Origin of the sequence: Leclercia sp. LSNIH3, from assembly GCF_002935105.1 — a bacterium.
In the GTDB taxonomy this organism is placed as follows: domain Bacteria; phylum Pseudomonadota; class Gammaproteobacteria; order Enterobacterales; family Enterobacteriaceae; genus Enterobacter; species Enterobacter adecarboxylatus.
Genome location: NZ_CP026387.1, coordinates 709714 through 726868, shown reverse-complemented (window position 1 = coordinate 726868; position 17155 = coordinate 709714). Strand labels below are relative to the sequence as shown.

At 52.1% G+C, this 17155-nt stretch carries 13 protein-coding genes, 1 tRNA gene and 1 pseudogene; 4 read left to right on the top strand and 11 right to left on the bottom strand.

Annotation, left to right across the window (positions count from 1 at the left end):
• Positions 1-21 precede the first annotated feature (21 nt).
• The 3 genes from C3F35_RS03610 to C3F35_RS03600 form a co-directional block, all read right to left on the bottom strand.
• The gene (locus C3F35_RS03610; RefSeq protein ID WP_082697353.1) at positions 22-1380 is read right to left on the bottom strand and encodes an MFS transporter; all 1359 of its coding nucleotides are present in this window, start codon (positions 1378-1380) and stop codon (positions 22-24) included.
• 270 nt (positions 1381-1650) lie between these two features.
• Positions 1651-3330: a glycoside hydrolase family 43 protein gene (locus C3F35_RS03605; RefSeq protein ID WP_103792018.1), complete on the bottom strand. Its 1680-nt coding sequence runs from the start codon at positions 3328-3330 to the stop codon at positions 1651-1653.
• 65 nt (positions 3331-3395) lie between these two features.
• Complete coding sequence (locus C3F35_RS03600) at positions 3396-4835, bottom strand: MFS transporter (protein ID WP_163604458.1); 1440 nt, start codon at positions 4833-4835, stop codon at positions 3396-3398.
• A 507-nt stretch (positions 4836-5342) separates the two neighbouring features.
• Between C3F35_RS03600 and C3F35_RS03595 the strand changes: the two genes are divergently transcribed.
• Positions 5343-6722 (top strand): carbohydrate porin, encoded by a 1380-nt coding sequence (locus C3F35_RS03595; RefSeq protein WP_104456746.1) that lies wholly within the window; start codon positions 5343-5345, stop codon positions 6720-6722.
• A 15-nt stretch (positions 6723-6737) separates the two neighbouring features.
• Positions 6738-6985 (top strand): annotated as a pseudogene (locus tag C3F35_RS27335) (penicillin binding protein PBP4B); the annotation flags it as partial.
• Positions 6986-7026: 41 nt separating this feature from the next.
• On the opposite strand, the gene C3F35_RS03585 reads toward C3F35_RS27335, so the two are convergent.
• Positions 7027-7506, bottom strand: coding sequence for an Hcp family type VI secretion system effector (locus C3F35_RS03585; RefSeq protein ID WP_103793617.1), 480 nt, complete (start codon positions 7504-7506; stop codon positions 7027-7029).
• A 247-nt stretch (positions 7507-7753) separates the two neighbouring features.
• Between C3F35_RS03585 and C3F35_RS03580 the strand changes: the two genes are divergently transcribed.
• Positions 7754-8451 (top strand): IS1 family transposase gene (locus tag C3F35_RS03580; RefSeq protein ID WP_094106546.1). Its coding sequence is split into 2 segments (ribosomal slippage): positions 7754-8003 and positions 8003-8451, totalling 699 coding nucleotides; the frame shifts between segments, so codons are not numbered across the junction.
• Positions 8452-8506: 55 nt separating this feature from the next.
• Here the strand turns inward: C3F35_RS03580 and C3F35_RS03575 are convergent.
• From C3F35_RS03575 to C3F35_RS03550, 7 genes are all read right to left on the bottom strand, one after another.
• On the bottom strand, positions 8507-9208 hold the full coding sequence (locus C3F35_RS03575) for a hypothetical protein (RefSeq protein ID WP_103793011.1): 702 nt from the start codon (positions 9206-9208) through the stop codon (positions 8507-8509).
• 272 nt (positions 9209-9480) lie between these two features.
• On the bottom strand, positions 9481-9897 hold the full coding sequence (locus C3F35_RS26610; RefSeq protein WP_146054051.1) for a hypothetical protein: 417 nt from the start codon (positions 9895-9897) through the stop codon (positions 9481-9483).
• Between the two features lie 322 nt (positions 9898-10219).
• Positions 10220-11254, bottom strand: coding sequence for a LacI family DNA-binding transcriptional regulator (locus tag C3F35_RS03570; RefSeq protein ID WP_103793010.1), 1035 nt, complete (start codon positions 11252-11254; stop codon positions 10220-10222).
• Positions 11247-12671 carry an inositol monophosphatase family protein gene (locus C3F35_RS03565; RefSeq protein WP_103793009.1) on the bottom strand — a complete coding sequence of 475 codons (1425 nt, stop codon included), beginning with the start codon at positions 12669-12671 and terminating at the stop codon, positions 11247-11249. Before C3F35_RS03565 ends, C3F35_RS03570 begins: the two co-directional genes overlap by 8 nt.
• Before the next feature lie 39 nt (positions 12672-12710).
• A complete protein-coding gene (locus C3F35_RS03560) occupies positions 12711-13814 on the bottom strand; it encodes an ABC transporter substrate-binding protein (protein WP_103793008.1) in 1104 nt (367 codons plus the stop codon).
• Positions 13815-13840: 26 nt separating this feature from the next.
• Complete coding sequence (locus C3F35_RS03555) at positions 13841-14920, bottom strand: ABC transporter ATP-binding protein (RefSeq protein ID WP_059308329.1); 1080 nt, start codon at positions 14918-14920, stop codon at positions 13841-13843.
• A 1-nt stretch (position 14921) separates the two neighbouring features.
• Positions 14922-16745 (bottom strand): ABC transporter permease, encoded by a 1824-nt coding sequence (locus tag C3F35_RS03550; protein WP_103793007.1) that lies wholly within the window; start codon positions 16743-16745, stop codon positions 14922-14924.
• A 178-nt stretch (positions 16746-16923) separates the two neighbouring features.
• On the opposite strand from C3F35_RS03550, the gene C3F35_RS03545 reads away from it, so the two are divergent.
• Positions 16924-17011, top strand: a tRNA-Ser gene (locus C3F35_RS03545).
• The last annotated feature ends 144 nt before the right edge of the window (positions 17012-17155 follow it).

The following is a 17155-nucleotide window of genomic DNA, read 5'->3' as shown; positions in this document are numbered from 1 at the left end:
TTTACAGGGGGATGTGATGGATTAACGCCAGCCAGCAACCTGACGGCGACTTCTGCTCATGAGATAAATCAGCAACGGCGAGAACAAAACCAGAACGGACAACAGGTAGAGGCCGTTTTGTGATTTACCGGTAATGGAGATGGTGAGGCCAACCAGGAAGGGGCCGAAGAACCCACCAATATTGCCAATCGAATTAATCAGTGCCATGCCACCGGCACAGCCCCGGCTGGTAAGGAATGAGGCGGGAAGGGTATAAAACGTCGGAACGCACGACAGCATTCCTATCGTCGATATTGTTAATCCCAACATAGAAATCACAGGTGAATCGCTGATAGCTGCGATCACAAAACCGACAGAAAATACCAGCGAAGGGATAATAAAATGCCAGGTTCTTTCACCGGTTTTATCAGAATGATTCGACCACCAGCACATCACGACTGCACCAGCAATATAGGGAATAGTTCCCAGCATACCGACAACCGTATCTGAATAATCGAAGCGCTTAATGAACTGCGGCATCCAGAAACCCAGGCCTGTAAGACCAATGACGGTGAAGAAATAGGCCATCCCCAGGATCCAGACGCGTCGATCTTTGATCATCTCCCTGAAACCGGAGTGCCCTACGGACAAGGTAGCGTGTTGATCTTTTTCCATCAGATCCTGATAGGCCTGACGTTCTTCTGGTTTAAGCCAGGATGCTTTGGACGGATTATCGGTAAGATAAAGGAAAACAATAACTGACAAGATTACCGGTGGGCAGCCTTCAATTAAAAACAGCCACTGCCAGCTCTCCAGCCCGCCGACATTATGGAAATTATCCAGAATGTAACCCGAGATCGGGTTGGCGATAATTGCAGCCAGCGGAACGCCCAGGTAGTAAATAGAAAAAACCTTGGCCAGCTCTTTTTTGGGGAACCAGGTAGTGAGATAGAAAACAATACCAGGAGCAAGACCCGCTTCTGCCACGCCCAGTAAAAAACGTAAGATACTGAGTGTCACGACGCCCTGTGCAAACGCCATCGCCATGGAAATGATGCCCCATGTGATCATAATTCGGGCTAACCAGAAGCGTGCACCGTATCGTTCCAGCAACACGTTGCTGGGAATTTCAAACAGGATATAACCAAAAGAAAATATACCGACAGCAAAGCCAAAATGTTCAGGCGTCAGTCCCAGGGATTGATTCATGGTTAACGCGGCCATGCCGATATTTGAACGATCTATAAACGCGAGCAGATACATCAGCAGTATCAGGGGCATCAGCCGGAATTTGGCTTTTCTTATCGCACCACTTGCCAGCGATGAAATTTCTGACTTGTCTGGCTCAGGCATGACACCCACACCTGCCAGCGTACTATCGAACTCTTCTACATGTTTCATGATGTATCCCAGTAGTGTTTAACCCACTGAAAATCACGGAAAAAGCATGAATACCGCGACAGTCTTATCAAAAAGTAAAACGTTTTACTTTTTCATGAGTTTTACGACTGAGAGAGAAACAGTCAAGAGAAGCGCATGGAAAGTTAAAAAATTGTGACCAGGTTAACGAGTGGTAAAAACTTTAACCATGGGCGGGGACGAAGTGGGATACGTAAGCCTGTTCTGGAGTAAACCTACGTTATCGTTGCGATAACGTAGGTTTATCAGCCTTTAATTAAACCGCGATTCGCTGGCCTCCCAGCTATACGCGCCATTTGCCGTCAACCTATCGCCAAGTTCCTGGTACGCGAAATCATAAAAATCTGCGCTAATCTCGTAACCCGAGTAATCGACGACCGCGAGACCCACGAACGCCCCGGTAAAGAACCCGCCATAGCTTTGCAGGACATAATCATCTGAGAGAACAGCGGCATCCAGTTTGAGCGGGATCTCCGTGAAAGTGACGCCATCAAAGCTGTATTCATAGGTATAATTTTCCTTGCGCACTTTCGTGCGGAACCAGACGTATTCTGTGCCTTCAGGAATTTTGATGGCGTTATCTTTCAGATAAGAGGTATATTTCCCGCGGTTATTTTCACCAACTTCAATCACCGGGCCATTAATTTCATTCCAGGTGATGAAAACGAAACTCCAGTGACGGTCATTATAATAATTGGTCAAGCCTGCCATTTGCTGATAACTAAATGGATTAAATTTGACCTTAACCTGAGCATCAAAATAAAAAGCCTGCCAGCGTCGGGCAATCAGAGAAAGGTCATGGATGTTCGCTAAAGACCCTTGCCCCGTTAACGTCAGCTTTCCATCGCCTGTGGTACCCATTTTTTCGGTGAACGGGACACGAAGGGTATTCCAGTTAATATCGAGCGTCGCACTGGTGAAATTATCGTACTGGCTATGGTCTTTCGCGCTCTCGGTATGAATGGCATCGGCTGGCCCTTCGACAAAGGTCTTTCCACCGTGGCCGCCTGCAATACGTGGCCAGCCATCTTCATCCCAGTAGACTTTCTGAATAGAGGTTTCACGGCCCAGCGTTGACCAGCCACGGGGATCGTAGGCGGATTCACCGGGACGATTCCACGGTCGCGCGCAAAGCGAGGCATAATACCATTCACCGCCGGGGGTCGAAACCAACGCACCATGTCCCTGTTTCTGAATATAGCTGTCGGGCGTATCGACGTTCGTTAAGAAAACCTCTCCCGGTTCTGTTTCAAAGCTGTTGGCATCTAAGGTTCTGGAGCGCGCCACCACTTCCTGGTGGGTAAACACAGTCCCGCCCTGAGCAGCGAAAAGATAGTAATAGCCGTTCAGTTTATAGAGATGTGGCCCCTCAACAAGTGCAACGGCAGTACCACGATAAATAGTCCGCGCTGTCTCGGGTTTTAATTTTAGTGTCCGGGTATCCAGCTCAGTTAAGGTAATGCCATCAAAGGGATGATGATACTCCCGGTGGTCCCAGGTTTGTTGTACGAGGTATTTACGCCCATCATCATCATGGAAGAGTGAGGCATCAAAACCCACGCCGTTAAGTTTGACAGGATCTGTCCAGGGACCACGAATATCTGTGGCGGTGGTCAGATAATTGGTCATGTCCTTAAAAGCACCTTCTGTAATTTTCACATCTGTATAAACCAACCAGAATTTGCCGTCAGCGTAAGAGAGCGCCGGTGCCCAAATTCCCCCTGACGAAGGATTGCCTCGCATATCTAAAAGCGCGGTAGTTGATAATGGGCTGGGCAGCAGATTCCAGTTTTGCAGGTCTTTGGATTCATGTAAACGAACGCCGGGAAACCACTCAAACGTGGAGTTGGCAATATAGTAGGTATCTCCAACACGGATAATGCTGGGGTCTGGGTTAAAACCAGGCAGTACAGGGTTCTGAATAAGCGACATATCATTCTACCTTTTTAATGTTTTTCTGACTTCAATTTTTCTAAGACTTTAAGATGAATCTAAAACTACACGCGGATCTCATCAAGCTGACGATTAATGTCGGTGACATGTTTATCTGAGATAGGATAAATGTGAATAACGATCATCGAGATAAAGGCTAAAACAATGGGGATCCAGACCGCGGTAACAATTATTCCGTCGATGGCGTTCGCACTTTGCTGTGCCCCTGTTTCGTTAAAGCCATAAACAGCCAGTAACCACAGTGGAATCGCACCGCCGATAGTAAAACCAATCTTGAAAAAGAGGCCCATGATGGCATTAATGATGGCGGCATTGCGTTTGCCTGATTTTAATTCACCATAAGCAATCACTTCAGGGACCAGTGCCCACATGAATCCGGTCGCCGAGGTTAAGCCCCATTGTTTAATGAAGGTAGCGATATAAGCCAGCCAGAGTGCATCATGCATACCTTCGCGTGACCAAACATAAGTCAATAATTCCCCCACAATAAACATGCCCAGGAAGATGTGGAAGAACCCTTTTTTACCAAAGATTTTTTTCAATTTTGGCCAGAAAATGGGGAACAGAATGCCCGGAATTGACGCGACAAGGCCAACGGCACCCATCCATTCGGAATGGCCGACAACGTACTGATTGAAAAAGCCATTCACCGTGTTCATGAAGAACATGAATGTAAAGGCCAGCATGAAAAAGAGGCCAAGAATAACCAGAGGGCGGTTATTTTTGAGTTCAAGGAATAAATCGGTGGTTTTGACGTTGGCCGTTTGTTCTGCAGAGGCAACAACACGTTCTTTTGTGAATTTATAGCAAATGAAAAGTGCCACCGCACCGATGACCATATAGACCGCGTAAACCCCAAACCAGGCGTAATTCGCTGAAGGATCGGTATAGTTCCCCATATTCAGCTCAAGCCCAAAGAAACCCGTATCCTTGAGGCTACGATCCTTGGGCGAGGCCATCTGGACAAACATGGGGAAGAGGGTATAGACCAGAAGGTTGGCGCTGTTTGCCAGCATCATGCGCGTACTGGTCAGTTTATCAATAGACTCAGGATCACGGGTCAAAGACGCATTCAGTGAACCATAAGGAATGTTCACCACGGAATAAACGAGATCCAGTGCCAGATAAACGATAAAGGCGAAGGGAACGGAACCTCTGACGCCAGGAATAGGCGCAAAAAGTAACGCGGAAAGAATAACGAGCGGAACGCCTGCCCTTAAAATCCAGGGGCGGTACTTGCCCGCCGCTGAACTTCTTTTATCAACATAGGTGCCGACCATTGGATCCCAAAACACATTGATGATGCGGACAAAAAGAAATATGAAACCTGCCGTGGCGGTACCGATGGTATTTACCGTCAACATGTGAAGCGCCAGAAAACCACCAATCGTGCCAAACACCAGGTTTTGCGCAAAATCCCCCATCCCGTAGCCAATGCGCTCCCCGCGAGATAATTTATGATATTCATCATGCCGGCTTTGCATTATCGTTTTACTCATTCTAATCCGATCTCCGATTTGTTTTATGAATGTTAGGCTCTTTCTGACACAGGTGGCCCGGGAGAATCCATTACGTTTTTAAATTAAGTAATTATGTTTTTTTACTTCTGTGATCGTCGAGCACAGGTTTATTTAAAACCCTTAAATAGTTCAGGTGCAGGGTTATCTATGTGGTGGAAATATAAGGGTATTTTTGCGACACGGTTCACGTTTGAGGATTATCTTACTCCAATAGTGAAATAACGTAATTGAGCTACCGGCGAGGAAAATAGAGGGTATGTCTCAGCCGATTATTGGCCGCTTCCTGAGCGCGCCTGCGCTATTGAATTTAACATCAATAATGCTGAGAAGGAGATAGCCTTACGATAATAGTGTGTACCTCTGGCCCTATAAAAAATAAAAATCAACTTGTTCTGATGACAGCGACATATTCTGTCAATGCGGAACGGGGTGGTTATTGTCTGAATAAAATTTAAATATATTGAGATAACCATGAATATGATTAAAAAACTTCCATTAACAATGGCGGTTATCGCCGCGCTTTGCCCGGTTTCTGTCCTCGCCCAGGAATTCACGCAGGAGCAAATCGACGCCATTGTGGCCAAAGCGGTGGACAAAGCTCTGGCCGAGCGCCAGGCAAAAATGGATGCCGCGGTGGCGAAAAAGGCCGACGTGGTGACCGAGCCGCAAAGCGCCGCCCAGTCCCCGGATATGGCCATCCCGTTCGGCATTAAATTTACCGGCTATGCCCGCTACGGCGCGCACTTCCAGGCCGCCGACCAGAAATACGTCGCGGTGGACGGCTCCTACAACGGCGCCTCGGCCATTGGTCGTCTGGGTAACGAAGGCAACGGCGGCGAGTTTCAGCTCTCGAAAGCCTTTAAGGGTGAAAACGGCGCCATCTGGGACGTCAACGTGATGATCGACCACTGGGGCGACGAGGTGAACCTGAAAAAAGCCTACGCCGGGGTGACCAACATTCTGGCATCCAACCCGAACGCCTATATCTGGGCCGGGCGTGACTTCCACCAGCGTCCGCAGCAGGGCATCAACGACTACTTCTGGATGAACCACGACGGCCAGGGTGCCGGGGTGAAGAACTTCGACATCGGCGGGGTGCAGTTTGACGTGGCCACCGTGGCGGCAGTCGAATCCTGCAGCCCGGAAGTGATGGACGACGAAGCTAACCCGTCGCGCATCACCTGTACCGGCGGCTCCGGCACCGGGGACAAAGGCAACTACGCGGCCACCTCCAAAATTCACGGCATGAAGCTCGGCCCGATCGACCTGGAGCTGTACGCCAACTACGGCTTTGACTCGAAAGCCATCGACACCGAAGAGCGGACCAACGCCTGGCAGGGTGGCGTGGTCCTGAGCCACACCAATGACAGCGGCGTGAACAAGGTGATCGCCCGTTACTCTGATAACGCTGACAACAGCGTGTACAACAAAACCGAGGATCTGACCACGGTCTACGCCAGCTTCGAAGGGCTGTACAAGTTCACCCAGGCGACCCAGGTGGAGTACCTGCTGGCCTTCCACGACTATGACAACAGCCGCGACAATACCGACAACCGTAAAAACTACAACGCCATCGTGCGTCCGATGCACTGGTGGAACGACGTTCACTCCACCTGGCTGGAAGCGGGCTGGCAGCATGTGGATTACGACAACGGCGGGGATAACAAGGGCTGGAAGCTGACCCTGTCGCAGAACATGTCCATCGCCATGGGGCCGGAGTTCCGTCCGATGCTGCGCTTCTATGTCACCGGCGGCAAGGTGGATAACGAGCGCACCGCCCGCGTGAACAACACCCGGGATGAAACGCTGGACGACTTCAACGTCGGCGCGATGTGGGAAGCCTGGTTCTAGGTAAGGTAAAAGCAAAACGGCAACGCTTCAAAGACTCCTGCATTCGGGGTGTTAGCCAGTAAAGAAACTTATGGACACACCGGATGGACAGGAACGCTGACGGCTATCGATGCTGTTAATCACATGGCTAACGTTATTCCCGGCAACAGACCGTATTCCCCGGTAGTTGACCTGAAATCAATCCAACTGTGTTTATCAGTGGACTATTACCCGTAGCCACATACGGCTGGATTGTTGATCAGGTATACGGGGCATTGAAGTAAAAATGAAGTAAATAGATAAGGGACTCGTGAGAGTCCCTTTTTTATGCTACTGCTGTTCCATTCCAGGTGTCATTAAATATTATATTCCCATCACAATATTTCCATTCGATAGATTCATAACGGATTTCAACTTCCTCCATATGCTTACTTGCAACTCCCAGAGGAAATAAAACGGGAGAGATTCTTGTTATTTTCACATTTCTTAATGTTATATTAAAATATTCTATCTCTATGCCTGCCTCATTGATTCTATACATTTTTATTATAGCTTCTTTAAATATTCTGCCAGTGCATACACCTCTGAATAAATATGGCGTGATGCGATCAATTTCTTTTTCAAATGTGATAGGAAGATGAAGACGTGTTCCAGTTAGCTTCCCTGTATTATGATCTGTAGGAATCCAAACAGAATGATTGAACGATTTAAGCTCAGTTGAACCCAATCGTGTTGGCATTAAACATTCACCAATTACAGGTGAGTTATTTTCATCGGTAAGCCAAATATGTGCTGGTATTGTCATTTTTTATCCTTTGTCTTTGAAACGGAAAGCAATTACGAATATGATTATAAGGATGCCTAAGATTATTTCCCCTGCTACTTTTGAATCATCTATATTGGATGCTACTATTCCAGCAAAAAAAGCAGCAGATATAAATACGCTATACCAATAAATATCATTCAAACAATCCTCTATAAAACTATTGAAGAATTGGGTAATGCTGCCAACTTACTGATTTAGTGTATGATGGTGATTTTGAGGTGCTCCAGTGGCTTCCATTTCCATCAGATGTCCTTCCTGCTCCGCTACTGAAGGCGTGGTGCGTAACGGCAAAAGCACTGCCGGACATCAGCGCTATCTCTGCTCTCATTGCCGTAAAACATGGCAACTACAGTTCACTTACACCGCCTCTCAGCCCGGTACGCACCAGAAAATCATTGATATGGCCATGAATGGCGTCGGATGTCGCGCCAGTGCACGCATTATGGGCGTTGGCCTCAACACGGTTTTACGTCACTTAAAAAACTCAGGCCGCAGTCGGTAACCTCGCGCATACAACCGGGCAGTGATGTGATTGTCTGCGCTGAAATGGACGAACAGTGGGGCTACGTCGGTGCTAAATCACGTCAGCGCTGGCTGTTTTACGCGTATGACAGGATACGGAGGACGGTTGTGGCGCACGTCTTCGGTGAACGCACTCTGGCCACACTGGAGCGTCTTCTGAGCCTGCTGTCGGCCTTTGAGGTCGTGGTATGGATGACGGATGGCTGGCCGCTGTATGAATCACGCCTGAAGGGAAAGCTGCACGTTATCAGCAAGCGTTACACTCAGCGCATTGAGCGACATAACCTGAATCTGAGACAACATCTGGCAAGGCTGGGACGGAAGTCACTGTCGTTCTCAAAATCGGTGGAGCTGCATGACAAGGTCATCGGGCATTATCTGAACATAAAACACTATCAGTAAGTTGGAGTCATTACCAAGAATTGCTTTAAAAATTTCTTGATTGGCCCAAACATAATCACATTATTCTCTTTAAAGCTTTAGTAATTTCATTGTCAGTTGCTGTGCTTACATTTAAATATCCAGCCTTCATAATAATTGGCTCAATAAGGAAATACATCATTTCAAGTTTTTCCACATAAAGGGCGTGATAAAATTGTGGCATAAAACTTTTTAATCTATTTGCACTTTCAGAAGCTTTGTGAACAATCCCATATACATTTAATGCTGTAATGGGAATGCCAGCCCGCCCACCTAATTTCTTCACAAAAGCAGCCTCTACTGATACGCTCATTTTATTTCCATAACAAATGCAAGATACAACGGAATAAACTAAGGCGCCTTTTGAAACATTTTTTATGGCAATGTTTTTTGTGACAGGGGTTAATTTTTCAAGAAGTGTTTTTTTCTCTGTTTCATTTTTGTTTTTGAGAATGGTTTCTATATAAAGCGTAATCATTCTGAAAATCAAATCACGGTGTTTTATTAGTTGGCTTAATCCCAAAACAAATCTAACATCTTCATTTCTTAATCTTACGCATACATCATGGTAATTTTTAGTGAAACATGAGGTGTAATATAAAAGGCGCGTGGCGGCATCACCAAGATTATCCACATAATCCACAAAACCATCTTTTACACCAGCCATGGCCTTATCTAATCTCACGGCTAATTCTTTGTCGGTTCCTATTTTTCTAATAATATCTTCACTGTAATACATAATATGTTCCTGTGATTTGATACGTTGATCATCTTATACGTTTCGCTTTGTTCAAAGTGATCACACTCTCAATTCTTGTAAATAGTAAAAAAAAGCCACCTTCATATTATCCAGATAGATAGGTGGCTTTAAATAATTAAGCTGGTGAATGTAATGTGTGGTTAATTGTTGTTCATTGTTTTTTGAGCTTATTTTCCCATTTCAAACGCGCTTACAGTTTTTCCTGTTTATAATAATTTCTATCATAATGAACCGATGATACGTCATGTAAATCATGATGCTGAATTTATTGACGAATTTCTTTTGTGATTTTCAATTGTTCGTCCAATATTTGAAAAGGTGCGGAAATAATCTCTCGGAATAAATAAATCAACACTCTTTCTCTCACAAAAGCGTTTAATATTATCCGTCAGGAAATCGCTATTCATAAATTTTGTAGGGGCAACGGACTCTTCATCCGGTTTTCCAGAAGCAATAAAATCGGTTTTGTGTACCTCAAACACATCTGCAAGCGTACCGCTTGTTTTAGTAACTTTGATCACATCCGAGCATGAAGAAAGGTTTTCGAACGTCTCAAGTGCGCTACTGATAGACATTGCCAGGTATTCACCTGGCGTCAGAAATGTTGCTATTTTCCCTACAAAATGGCGATAGAGGAATGTTTTACGTCCATATAGATAGACGCGCACCCGACCCGTCCTGTGCCTCGTTCGCCGCTTGCATGATAAGCTATATAAGCGGCGGCTTTAGGGAAAAGGTTCTCTGGTGCTTTCGTAGTAAGGTTGATTTGCATTATTCATATCCTTTGCATAATAAGTGCAGATTTATTCGCAGTTAAAGTTCAAAACGAGTAAAAAAAAACGGTTTCTTAAACTTTAACGTAATGAGCAAAACTTACTCATGCAACGGCTAAAAAATGAATTAAATTAACGTTTTCTAACTTTAATTATCTCGCTCTTTGTTCAATTGTTATAACAAGCTTCCCCGTGGGAAAGTGCCGGAGTGAGGGCATCAGGCCGCGCCGTACCCGGCAGGGCCCGTCGTTCCCCGTTTCACCAGCGTCGCCCTGAAAACCCGGCTGGCCGGTTTTTCGGCATCCGCGGCGAGCAACATCTCACAGGCGGCCTCCGCCATCTCTGCCAGCGGCTGAGCGAAGGTCGTCAGCTGATACCCCAGCCAGCTGGCCTGGTCAATATCATCAAAACCAATAACGCGGATGTCCTCTGGAATGCGCAGGCCAAACTCGTGGCGTGCGGCATCGATAAAACCGCAGGCGATGAGGTCCGTGACGCAAAAGACGCCGTCCGGCGGCAATGGCTGGTTGAGCAACTCACGGGCAGCGAGGACGCCGGTCTGGTAACTGGCGCTGCCGGGGCGGATAAGCGTGACCCCGGCGCTCGCTTCGGCCGCGGCCGCCAGAAAGCGCGTTTCACGGGTAATCATGCTTGGGGAACGGGCGGAGGAGGAGACAATAGCCAGACGGCGGCAATGTGCAGCCATCAGGTGGTCCAGGGCTTCCTTCATCGTCGAACTGTAGTCGATATCGATATTGTCCGCGCTGGGGAACTGCCCCATGCGGTTGATCGCTATCACCTGCTGTCCGCTCTGCAGGCAGAGTTCAATCAGGGACGCGGGTGGTTTGCCCGACAGCACGATGGTGGCGGTTGAGCGGTAATTCAGCGTTTGTTGCAATGCCTCTCTGGCACTCGCTTCGTCGTCGTCGGTGTTGATCACCATCACCGCGCGTCCGGCATGGTGCAGGCGGCGGGTCAGGTGGTCGAGCAGGCTGGCCTGCCAGGGGAACGACAGATTGCCGCCCAGAATACAGACCGGGCGGCTCTCCTCCCGGGAAAGCCCCCGCGCCAGATGGTTAACGTGGTAATTCAGCGCTTCGGCAGCGGCCAGCACCTTGCGCCGGGTATCCTCAGAGACGCTGCGGCCCGGCGTAAAGGTCCGCGACACCGCGGAACGGGAGACCCCCGCCAGGCGCGCCACCTCGGTGGCGCTGGCGAAGCCAGGGTTTTTCCTCAGGCTGTTATTACTCATGACGCTGTTCCACTCCGGCGATGGCCCGTTCGCGGATAATGGCATGTTCGGCCAGGCGGATCAGCGACGGCTTCGGCGTTTCATACCACTCGTCCGGGTGGAGCTGGCGTCGGTCGCGGATCAGATCGATGGCGGACTCAAGGGTCGGGAAGCGCGCCGGGCACTCCAGATGCATAAACAGCGCCACCAGAGCGACAGAGCGACTCCGCCCACCGCGGCAGTTGACGAGAATATTGCCGCGCTTGCGGTTTCGGTAAGAGGCTTTATCCGGGATCTGCTGGAGCAGGGCCGAACGCATCAGCTGATAACCGGCGTGCAGCATTTCAGGGGCATTGCCTTCGCCATCCACCAGCCCCAGCTTGTAATAGCGGACCGGGCCTGAACCATGAGTAAGCAGCTGTACAGGCGCGCTGGCTTCCGGGTGCGTCACCCAGTCGATATCAAGGTTCACCGCGCAGTTAATCACGATCCCGATATCATGTTCCGCCAGCAGGGCCGCATCGCTCACTCCGCTGGAACCGCCGATATAAATATCCACCTCCCAGCCGGGAAAATTCTCGGCGATCAGGCTGATGGGCGGGCGGGGGAAATAACCGGTCCTGGGCTTCGCCTCAGCGTCGATCGTCAGAGGAATACCCGCCGCAGCCGCCAGTTCAGCCGCAATGCCGGGGGCGGCGGCCAGGACCGGCAGTCCGCTGAAAATCCCTTCGGCACTTTCAGGAACCACGCCCGTCAGGCCGCCTGCTTCCCGCACCAGCAACAGCCCCGCCAGGCAATCCCAGGCGTTCATATGAATTTCGAGATACCCGTCGGTACGGCCTTCCGCCACCCAGGCCAGCGCCAGCGCCCCGGAACCGCCCCGACGCACGCTGGTGCCCAGATTGAGCAATGAGGCCTGCACCTTCAGGTAGTGATTCTGGCTGTGACGGGAAGACCAGCCCAGCTCAACGGCGGCTCGCTGCGGGTCGGTAATGGCGGTACAGCGCAACGGCTGACCCTTTTTCAGGGCGTAATGGCCGCGACGGGCCAGATACAGCTCCTGGCTGACTGGGTTATAAATCGCCCCCAGTTCGGTCACGCCCTGGCGAACCCACGCCATACAGACGCAAAAATGGGGGATACCGCGAGCGAAGTTGGCGGTACCGTCGATGGGATCCACCACCCACAGGCTCTCCGCGCTGGCAGGCTGGCTGGCGGACTCTTCACCGAGGATCAGATCGTTCGGGAATGCCCCGGCAAGGGCGGTCAGAACCTGTTTTTCAACGAAGGTATCGGCCTCGGTCAGGATATCCTGATGGCCCTTCAGCGCATACTCGCCGGGTGTGCGCGACTGGAAGAAACGCAGGGCGGTCTCCCCGGCGTCAACGATAATGCGCCTCAGCGCAGCTTCCCGCAGTTCAATGTCATGAGTAGTCAAAGTGTGCTGCCTGTTCAGAATGAAAATGTACGCTGAAAACTACTTCTTGTAGTTCAGGCTCCAGATGTCCTGCCAGTCCTGGCGGCTTTCCCAGTCGTTCTGGGCGGTAGCGGTCAGGTATTCCATCAGCTCGCCGCGATGCTTTGCAATGCCGGAGGCTTCATCGGCGGGAAGGTTCACCTTCTGGTTGGTGGACATTTTGCCGTCCACGCCCTGAGGGGCGATGCCTTCGGCGGTCAGCAGATAATAGGTAAAGAGCTTCGCGGTGTTCGGGCTTTTACTGCCGGTCGCCACCACGCCGAGGCTCGGGTAGTTCCAGCCGATAAACGGCTTCAGGCCGCTGCACAGACCCAGCTTCATCCCCTGCTTGTTGTCGCGGAATTTGGCGGTGGACACCAGGCCAACAAAGTCGGTTTTGCCGTCCGGCGCGCCGATGGCGGATGCCGCGTCGTTATCGGAATGGGTGAGCAACACGCCGTTGCCCGCCAGCGCCTTCACAAAAGCTGCCGTGGCCGACTTCTCGTCAGTTTGCAGCGGCTTGCCAAATTGCTGCTCATAGGCATCGCGAACCTGCTGGTCATAGTGGGTTTCCATCTGGCTGAACCAGTCGGTGTAAGCCGGTTTGCTGGTGGGGTCCTGCATCGCGACGCGGCCCCGCCATTTTGGCTCGGTCAACTGCCAGAGATTGGTCACCGGGCAGGTGGCGTGATGATCGGTATTATAGGCAAACACGTTCGGGGCCAGCACGACGGTCAGCGGGTCCTGATAGCGGGCGGGAATGTCGCCTTTCAGATCGTCCGGCACCCAGCTCTGGACATAGCCTTTTTTGAGTAGCTGCGTCATCCCGGCAGGGGCGTCCTCAACGATGGCGACATCGGCGCGGACGTTTTTGGCCTGCGCTTCCCGGCTCATGATCTCAATGATCTGCGGCGCATCGGCCTTCACGCCTACGGCCTGCAAGCCGTACTGCTCGCTAAAGGCTTTGGCCTGCTGCACGATTTTCCCGGTCGAGGCGTAAACGGTGATCGGCTGCTCCTGTTTCGCGGCGGCGATAAGCTTCTGCAGATCGGCGGTTTCAGCCTGAGCGACAGCGCTGCTCAGCAGGGCGCTGGTGATAAGGACGGCGGACAACTTGCGCTTCATGTGTGTTCCTTAAGAGTCAATGGAGGTTAATTCGCGGTCACGTCGTGACGCAGTCCGTTGCGGTTAAAAAAGTGCAGGGAAGAGGTCGGGAGCTGGCAATGCACCTGCTGACGGGCCTGCCAGCGCGGCCGCAGCTGCGTGGAGTGGAACAGCCGGTCTTCGCCCGCCACCAGCTCAATCACCCAGCTGCCGCCGGTGGGCATAATGTTATCGATGGTCATGGGAACGGCGTTGCTACACGACTCGGCGCTCAACACGATCTCCTCCGGGCGGATACCGCAGAGCTGGGTCTGCTCGTGCAGGGTAAAGCGCCGCTGCAGATGCTGTGCCAGCTCGCTACAGGGCTGGTGAAGCGGGATCATGTTCAGGCGCGGGGTGCCAATAAACTCCGCGACAAAGCGGTTGGCCGGGGTGGCGTAAATCTCGTCCGGGGTACCCACCTGCTGCATCTGCCCGGCGCTCATCACCGCAATGGTGGTGGCGAGGGTCATCGCTTCCCACTGATCGTGGCTGACAAAGACGATGGTGGTGCCGAAGGTTTCATGCAGGCGGCGCAGCTCGGCGCGCATCTCCAGGCGCAGCGTGGCGTCGAGGTTCGAGAGCGGCTCGTCCAGCAGCAGTACGCCAGGATTCACCGCCAGCATGCGGGCCAGGGCCACACGCTGCTGCTGACCGCCGGAGAGCTGCGCCGGATAGCGCCTGGCGTAATCGGCAATACGCAGTTTTTCCATCACGTCCTGACAGCGGGCGATACGCGCTTTGGTGGGCACTTTCTGTAACCGCAGGCCGAAATCGACGTTCTGCTCGACGGTCATATGCGGCCAGAGCGCGTAACTCTGAAAGACCAGTCCGATGCCGCGTTTTTCCGGCGGCACGTATGTGCCGCGGGCGATGGAGTCAACAACGTTATCGCCGATGCTAATCTCCCCGCCGCTGGCGTGCTCAATGCCGGCAATCATCCGCAGGATGGTGGTCTTGCCGCAGCCGGATGGCCCCAGCAGGCACATAAATTCGCCATCTTTCACCGTCAGGTTGATGTTGTTGACCGCCGGGGCATCGCTGCCCGGATAGGTTTTGCTGAGATTCGTTAAGTGGATAGTAGGCATCTTATTTCTCCAGACCATCAGCCAGACCAGTCCCGGTGATCTTCTGGATCATCACCGTGCCAGCCCATGAAATGAGGGCAATCATCAGCACCACGGCATTGGCCGCCTGCTGGTAGTTGTAGTCAATCAGGCGCAGGGACCAGGTGGTCAGCACGTCCGTCGCCGGGGTGGCGAGAATGACGAACAGGCTGACCCCTTTAATCCCTGAGATAAACGGCAGCAGGATCCCGGTCGCCAGCGGTGCGGCCTGAATCGGGATGACGATACGGCGCAGGCGGGCGAACCAGCCGGCACCGGCAATACGCGCCGCTTCCTCGGCCTCTTTCCCAAGCTGGGTCATCGCCGCGATGCCGGAGCGGCTGGCATACGGCATTTTTTCGGCAATCAGCGCGAGGATCAGGATCATCGGGGTGCCATACAGCGCCGGAACCGGTCCGCGGGCCACGGCAAAGAGCGATAAAAAGGCGGCGGCGAAGGCAATACCCGGCACCAGATAGGGCAGGAAGGTCAGCTGACGCAGGACGGCGGCGACCCAGCGGAAGTGGCAGCGCAGCACCGCGTAGCCCACCAGCAGGCCCAGCAGGCCGCAGGCGAGGGACGCCGAGCCAACGATGACCAGGGTGTTCCACACCGTATGCCAGAATTCGGCGCTCAGCAGGATCCCGTTGTGCAGGGCCACGGTGTCAAGGTTGTGACCAATCCAGTAATCGAGGGTGAAGTTATCGGCGCTGAAGCGGCCCGGCAGGATCATGACCGTCGACAGGAACAGGGTCAGAAGCGGGATCGCCACCCCCAGCAGGACGAATGCCAGCGGCAGGGCTGTCGCGACGCTGCGCCAGCGTCCCAGGCTATGGCGGCGTTCCATCACGCCTTTGCCGCCCAGGGTCACGAAGCGTTTCGCCTCACGCAGCATTTTCATATCCAGCAGCAGGGTCAGCATGCCCATCAGCATGATCACCGCCGCAATCACCGCCGCCACGCCGGACTGGCGCGTGCCGATGGCTCGGTACAGCCCGGTAGAAAGCGTATCGAAATGCACCGGCAGGCCGAGAATATAGGGCAGGGCGAACTCGCCGATACAGTCAGCAAAAATCAGCAGGGCGGCGGAGAGCAGCGCGGGGCGCACCAGCGGGATGATAATTTTAAAGGCGATAACCCGGCGGGATGCGCCGAGGACCTGAGCACACTCCTCCATCTGGCTGTCCATGCGCTTCAGGGCATTGCCGACAATCAGGATCACCAGCGGGGCGTAATGCAACACCATAATGGTCACAATCGGGAAGTAGCCGTAAGCCATCCAGTTCGGGGTCTGGATCCCCATCGCCTCCAGCCATCCCGGCTGCCCGCCGATGGCGTGGTTTTTAAAAAGGGTGCTCCACGCCAGGGCGAAGGTCCAGGAGGGCAGCATAAAGGGCACGATAAGCAGGGTGGCAAACCACTTGCGGCCCGCGATATCGGTGCGATTGACCAGCCACGCCAGCACAATGCCCACCACCAGCGAGATGGCGACGGTGCTCAGCGCCACCGCGAGGGTGTTGAGCAACGGTGTCCAGAGCAGAAGATCGGACATGCGCGAGCTAAGGGTGCGCAGCAGATAATAAGCGGTGAATGTCCCTTCGGTGGCACCGGTGCGGCCTTCATCGCCGCTCTGCACCAGCAGCGCGTTCAGCAGTACGGAAATGACCGGGGCCAGGATTATCCAGCTGAACAGACCGAGCAGCAGCACGGCCAGAAGGTTGGCTGGCTCATGACTGATAATCGACAGAGTATGGCGGAGCTTTTGCCACGCACTGTGGCGTGGGTGGATATCAGATTGGTAAGACACACGTTGACCCCTGGCTGTAAAAGACAGTCAGGAATATATCGAGGCAATGTTACATTTTTGCTAAAAATTTGCACATATGTGCAAAAAAGTGCGGGGCGTGCAAAACCGGAACATTATCAAATTCTTCACTTCTCCTCTTTACATAGCGCGCAGAGATGTTTATAGTGCGCCTCACTTTGGAAGCGTGGCCGAGCGGTTGAAGGCACCGGTCTTGAAAACCGGCGACCCGAAAGGGTTCTAGAGTTCGAATCTCTACGCTTCCGCCAAATTTGAAAAACCCTGCGATAGCAATATCGCAGGGTTTTTTGCTTTTGCGGTTTATAGCAAAAATGGGCGTCTCTGAAGCATCGTCGTGCAGCCTGCGATTCACTGCCATTGAGTGAACGTTGAATTCCTTATTCACTGGCCTT

Excerpts from the sequence above, each read along its gene's own strand:
- C3F35_RS03610 (WP_082697353.1), bottom strand. The coding sequence starts at position 1,380 with ATGAAACATGTAGAAGAGTTCGATAGTACGCTGGCAGGTGTGGGTGTC.
- C3F35_RS03605 (WP_103792018.1), bottom strand. The coding sequence starts at position 3,330 with ATGTCGCTTATTCAGAACCCTGTACTGCCTGGTTTTAACCCAGACCCC.
- C3F35_RS03555 (WP_059308329.1), bottom strand. The coding sequence starts at position 14,920 with ATGCCTACTATCCACTTAACGAATCTCAGCAAAACCTATCCGGGCAGC.
- C3F35_RS03595 (WP_104456746.1), top strand. The coding sequence starts at position 5,343 with ATGAATATGATTAAAAAACTTCCATTAACAATGGCGGTTATCGCCGCG.
- C3F35_RS03570 (WP_103793010.1), bottom strand. The coding sequence starts at position 11,254 with ATGAGTAATAACAGCCTGAGGAAAAACCCTGGCTTCGCCAGCGCCACC.
- C3F35_RS03600 (WP_163604458.1), bottom strand. The coding sequence starts at position 4,835 with ATGCAAAGCCGGCATGATGAATATCATAAATTATCTCGCGGGGAGCGC.
- C3F35_RS03585 (WP_103793617.1), bottom strand. The coding sequence starts at position 7,506 with ATGACAATACCAGCACATATTTGGCTTACCGATGAAAATAACTCACCT.
- C3F35_RS03575 (WP_103793011.1), bottom strand. The coding sequence starts at position 9,208 with ATGTATTACAGTGAAGATATTATTAGAAAAATAGGAACCGACAAAGAA.
- C3F35_RS03560 (WP_103793008.1), bottom strand. The coding sequence starts at position 13,814 with ATGAAGCGCAAGTTGTCCGCCGTCCTTATCACCAGCGCCCTGCTGAGC.